We start from the raw sequence: 5,270 nt of genomic DNA, 5'->3' as shown, positions 1-5,270 counted from the left end.
AATTCGCCTCCCGCTAACGAGAGATCGAAAGCGCAAGTGGTTGAAGTTGTTGAGGTTTCCGAAGCGAAACTTTGAAAATTTCTGAAAATAACCGCTTGACAGATACACGGGGCGCTGTAGAATGCGCGCCTCGGTTGAGACGAAAGGCTCAACCCACCGCTCTTTAACAACTGAATCAAGCAATTCGTGTGGGTGCTTGTGGAGTCAGACTGCTAGTCAACAGATTATCAGCATCACAAGTTACTCCGCGAGAAATCAAAGATGTAACCAACGATTGCTGAGCCAAGTTTAGGGTTTTCTCAAAACCCAAAGATGTTTGAACTGAAGAGTTTGATCATGGCTCAGATTGAACGCTGGCGGCAGGCCTAACACATGCAAGTCGAGCGGTAGAGAGGTGCTTGCACCTCTTGAGAGCGGCGGACGGGTGAGTAATGCCTAGGAATCTGCCTGGTAGTGGGGGATAACGCTCGGAAACGGACGCTAATACCGCATACGTCCTACGGGAGAAAGCAGGGGACCTTCGGGCCTTGCGCTATCAGATGAGCCTAGGTCGGATTAGCTAGTTGGTGAGGTAATGGCTCACCAAGGCGACGATCCGTAACTGGTCTGAGAGGATGATCAGTCACACTGGAACTGAGACACGGTCCAGACTCCTACGGGAGGCAGCAGTGGGGAATATTGGACAATGGGCGAAAGCCTGATCCAGCCATGCCGCGTGTGTGAAGAAGGTCTTCGGATTGTAAAGCACTTTAAGTTGGGAGGAAGGGCCATTACCTAATACGTGATGGTTTTGACGTTACCGACAGAATAAGCACCGGCTAACTCTGTGCCAGCAGCCGCGGTAATACAGAGGGTGCAAGCGTTAATCGGAATTACTGGGCGTAAAGCGCGCGTAGGTGGTTCGTTAAGTTGGATGTGAAAGCCCCGGGCTCAACCTGGGAACTGCATTCAAAACTGTCGAGCTAGAGTATGGTAGAGGGTGGTGGAATTTCCTGTGTAGCGGTGAAATGCGTAGATATAGGAAGGAACACCAGTGGCGAAGGCGACCACCTGGACTGATACTGACACTGAGGTGCGAAAGCGTGGGGAGCAAACAGGATTAGATACCCTGGTAGTCCACGCCGTAAACGATGTCAACTAGCCGTTGGGAGCCTTGAGCTCTTAGTGGCGCAGCTAACGCATTAAGTTGACCGCCTGGGGAGTACGGCCGCAAGGTTAAAACTCAAATGAATTGACGGGGGCCCGCACAAGCGGTGGAGCATGTGGTTTAATTCGAAGCAACGCGAAGAACCTTACCAGGCCTTGACATCCAATGAACTTTCCAGAGATGGATTGGTGCCTTCGGGAGCATTGAGACAGGTGCTGCATGGCTGTCGTCAGCTCGTGTCGTGAGATGTTGGGTTAAGTCCCGTAACGAGCGCAACCCTTGTCCTTAGTTACCAGCACATTATGGTGGGCACTCTAAGGAGACTGCCGGTGACAAACCGGAGGAAGGTGGGGATGACGTCAAGTCATCATGGCCCTTACGGCCTGGGCTACACACGTGCTACAATGGTCGGTACAGAGGGTTGCCAAGCCGCGAGGTGGAGCTAATCCCACAAAACCGATCGTAGTCCGGATCGCAGTCTGCAACTCGACTGCGTGAAGTCGGAATCGCTAGTAATCGCGAATCAGAATGTCGCGGTGAATACGTTCCCGGGCCTTGTACACACCGCCCGTCACACCATGGGAGTGGGTTGCACCAGAAGTAGCTAGTCTAACCTTCGGGGGGACGGTTACCACGGTGTGATTCATGACTGGGGTGAAGTCGTAACAAGGTAGCCGTAGGGGAACCTGCGGCTGGATCACCTCCTTAATCGACGACAGCAGCGGCTCCATGAGCTCCCACACGAATTGCTTGATTCATTGAAGAAGACGATTGGGTCTGTAGCTCAGTTGGTTAGAGCGCACCCCTGATAAGGGTGAGGTCGGCAGTTCGAATCTGCCCAGACCCACCAATTACTGGTGCACCCTGTAGCGATACGGGGCCATAGCTCAGCTGGGAGAGCGCCTGCCTTGCACGCAGGAGGTCAGCGGTTCGATCCCGCTTGGCTCCACCATTTACCGATTGGTGACCCTCGTTAAAGCTTAGAAATGAGCATTCCATCGATGCGATGATGAATGTTGATTTCTAGTCTTTCGATTAGATCGTTCTTTAAAAATTTGGGTATGTGATAGAAAGATAGACTGAAGGCCACTTTCACTGGTGGTGTTCAGGCTAAGGTAAAATTTGTGAGTTGCTCGTTGAGCAAGCGTACGAATTTTCGGCGAATGTCGTCTTCACAGTATAACCAGATTGCTTGGGGTTATATGGTCAAGTGAAGAAGCGCATACGGTGGATGCCTTGGCAGTCAGAGGCGATGAAAGACGTGGTAGCCTGCGAAAAGCTTCGGGGAGTCGGCAAACAGACTTTGATCCGGAGATCTCTGAATGGGGGAACCCAACCAGCACAAGCTGGTTATCTTGCACTGAATACATAGGTGCAAGAGGCGAACCAGGGGAACTGAAACATCTAAGTACCCTGAGGAAAAGAAATCAACCGAGATTCCCTTAGTAGTGGCGAGCGAACGGGGACTAGCCCTTAAGCTTCTTTGATTTTAGCGGAACGCTCTGGAAAGTGCGGCCATAGTGGGTGATAGCCCTGTACGCGAAAGGATCTTAGAAGTGAAATCGAGTAGGACGGAGCACGAGAAACTTTGTCTGAATATGGGGGGACCATCCTCCAAGGCTAAATACTACTGACTGACCGATAGTGAACCAGTACCGTGAGGGAAAGGCGAAAAGAACCCCGGAGAGGGGAGTGAAATAGATCCTGAAACCGTATGCGTACAAGCAGTGGGAGCAGACTTCGTTCTGTGACTGCGTACCTTTTGTATAATGGGTCAGCGACTTATTTTCAGTGGCGAGCTTAACCGAATAGGGGAGGCGTAGCGAAAGCGAGTCTTAATAGGGCGTCTAGTCGCTGGGAATAGACCCGAAACCGGGCGATCTATCCATGGGCAGGTTGAAGGTTAGGTAACACTGACTGGAGGACCGAACCGACTACCGTTGAAAAGTTAGCGGATGACCTGTGGATCGGAGTGAAAGGCTAATCAAGCTCGGAGATAGCTGGTTCTCCTCGAAAGCTATTTAGGTAGCGCCTCATGTATCACTGTAGGGGGTAGAGCACTGTTTCGGCTAGGGGGTCATCCCGACTTACCAAACCGATGCAAACTCCGAATACCTACAAGTGCCGAGCATGGGAGACACACGGCGGGTGCTAACGTCCGTCGTGAAAAGGGAAACAACCCAGACCGTCAGCTAAGGTCCCAAAGTTATGGTTAAGTGGGAAACGATGTGGGAAGGCTTAGACAGCTAGGAGGTTGGCTTAGAAGCAGCCACCCTTTAAAGAAAGCGTAATAGCTCACTAGTCGAGTCGGCCTGCGCGGAAGATGTAACGGGGCTCAAACCATACACCGAAGCTACGGGTATCACGTAAGTGATGCGGTAGAGGAGCGTTCTGTAAGCCTGTGAAGGTGAGTTGAGAAGCTTGCTGGAGGTATCAGAAGTGCGAATGCTGACATGAGTAACGACAATGGGTGTGAAAAACACCCACGCCGAAAGACCAAGGTTTCCTGCGCAACGTTAATCGACGCAGGGTTAGTCGGTCCCTAAGGCGAGGCTGAAAAGCGTAGTCGATGGAAAACAGGTTAATATTCCTGTACTTCTGGTTATTGCGATGGAGGGACGGAGAAGGCTAGGCCAGCTTGGCGTTGGTTGTCCAAGTTTAAGGTGGTAGGCTGGGATCTTAGGTAAATCCGGGATCTCAAGGCCGAGAGCTGATGACGAGTTACCCTCTGGGTGACGAAGTGGTTGATGCCATGCTTCCAAGAAAAGCTTCTAAGCTTCAGATAACCAGGAACCGTACCCCAAACCGACACAGGTGGTTGGGTAGAGAATACCAAGGCGCTTGAGAGAACTCGGGTGAAGGAACTAGGCAAAATGGCACCGTAACTTCGGGAGAAGGTGCGCCGGTGAGGGTGAAGCACTTGCTGCGTAAGCCCACGCCGGTCGAAGATACCAGGCCGCTGCGACTGTTTATTAAAAACACAGCACTCTGCAAACACGAAAGTGGACGTATAGGGTGTGACGCCTGCCCGGTGCCGGAAGGTTAATTGATGGGGTTAGCTAACGCGAAGCTCTTGATCGAAGCCCCGGTAAACGGCGGCCGTAACTATAACGGTCCTAAGGTAGCGAAATTCCTTGTCGGGTAAGTTCCGACCTGCACGAATGGCGTAACGATGGCGGCGCTGTCTCCACCCGAGACTCAGTGAAATTGAAATCGCTGTGAAGATGCAGTGTATCCGCGGCTAGACGGAAAGACCCCGTGAACCTTTACTATAGCTTTGCACTGGACTTTGAATTTGCTTGTGTAGGATAGGTGGGAGGCTTTGAAGCGTGGACGCCAGTCTGCGTGGAGCCATCCTTGAAATACCACCCTGGCAACTTTGAGGTTCTAACTCAGGTCCGTTATCCGGATCGAGGACAGTGTATGGTGGGTAGTTTGACTGGGGCGGTCTCCTCCTAAAGAGTAACGGAGGAGTACGAAGGTGCGCTCAGACCGGTCGGAAATCGGTCGTAGAGTATAAAGGCAAAAGCGCGCTTGACTGCGAGACAGACACGTCGAGCAGGTACGAAAGTAGGTCTTAGTGATCCGGTGGTTCTGTATGGAAGGGCCATCGCTCAACGGATAAAAGGTACTCCGGGGATAACAGGCTGATACCGCCCAAGAGTTCATATCGACGGCGGTGTTTGGCACCTCGATGTCGGCTCATCACATCCTGGGGCTGAAGCCGGTCCCAAGGGTATGGCTGTTCGCCATTTAAAGTGGTACGCGAGCTGGGTTTAGAACGTCGTGAGACAGTTCGGTCCCTATCTGCCGTGGACGTTTGAGATTTGAGAGGGGCTGCTCCTAGTACGAGAGGACCGGAGTGGACGAACCTCTGGTGTTCCGGTTGTCACGCCAGTGGCATTGCCGGGTAGCTATGTTCGGAAAAGATAACCGCTGAAAGCATCTAAGCGGGAAACTTGCCTCAAGATGAGATCTCACTGGAGCCTTGAGCTCCCTGAAGGGCCGTCGAAGACTACGACGTTGATAGGCAGGGTGTGTAAGCGCTGTGAGGCGTTGAGCTAACCTGTACTAATTGCCCGTGAGGCTTGACCATATAACACCCAAGCAATTTGCTTGCTCC

At 52.1% G+C, this 5,270-nt stretch carries 2 tRNA genes and 2 rRNA genes; all 4 read left to right on the top strand.

Going from position 1 to position 5,270, the window contains the following annotated elements:
* Positions 1-318 precede the first annotated feature (318 nt).
* Positions 319-1,855, top strand: a 16S ribosomal RNA gene (locus FBX99_RS28685).
* Positions 1,856-1,920: 65 nt separating this feature from the next.
* Positions 1,921-1,997: transfer RNA gene (locus FBX99_RS28680), tRNA-Ile, on the top strand.
* A gap of 26 nt (positions 1,998-2,023) precedes the next feature.
* Positions 2,024-2,099 (top strand) — tRNA-Ala (locus FBX99_RS28675).
* Positions 2,100-2,351: 252 nt separating this feature from the next.
* A 23S ribosomal RNA gene (locus FBX99_RS28670) occupies positions 2,352-5,243 on the top strand.
* The 16S and 23S rRNA genes sit together here with 2 tRNA genes alongside, the layout of an rRNA operon.
* The last annotated feature ends 27 nt before the right edge of the window (positions 5,244-5,270 follow it).

It is taken from the genome of Pseudomonas sp. SJZ074, from assembly GCF_007828215.1.
Taxonomy (GTDB): domain Bacteria; phylum Pseudomonadota; class Gammaproteobacteria; order Pseudomonadales; family Pseudomonadaceae; genus Aquipseudomonas.
Note: the sequence above shows the minus strand (reverse complement) of the source record. Positions and strands in the feature narration are given on the sequence as shown.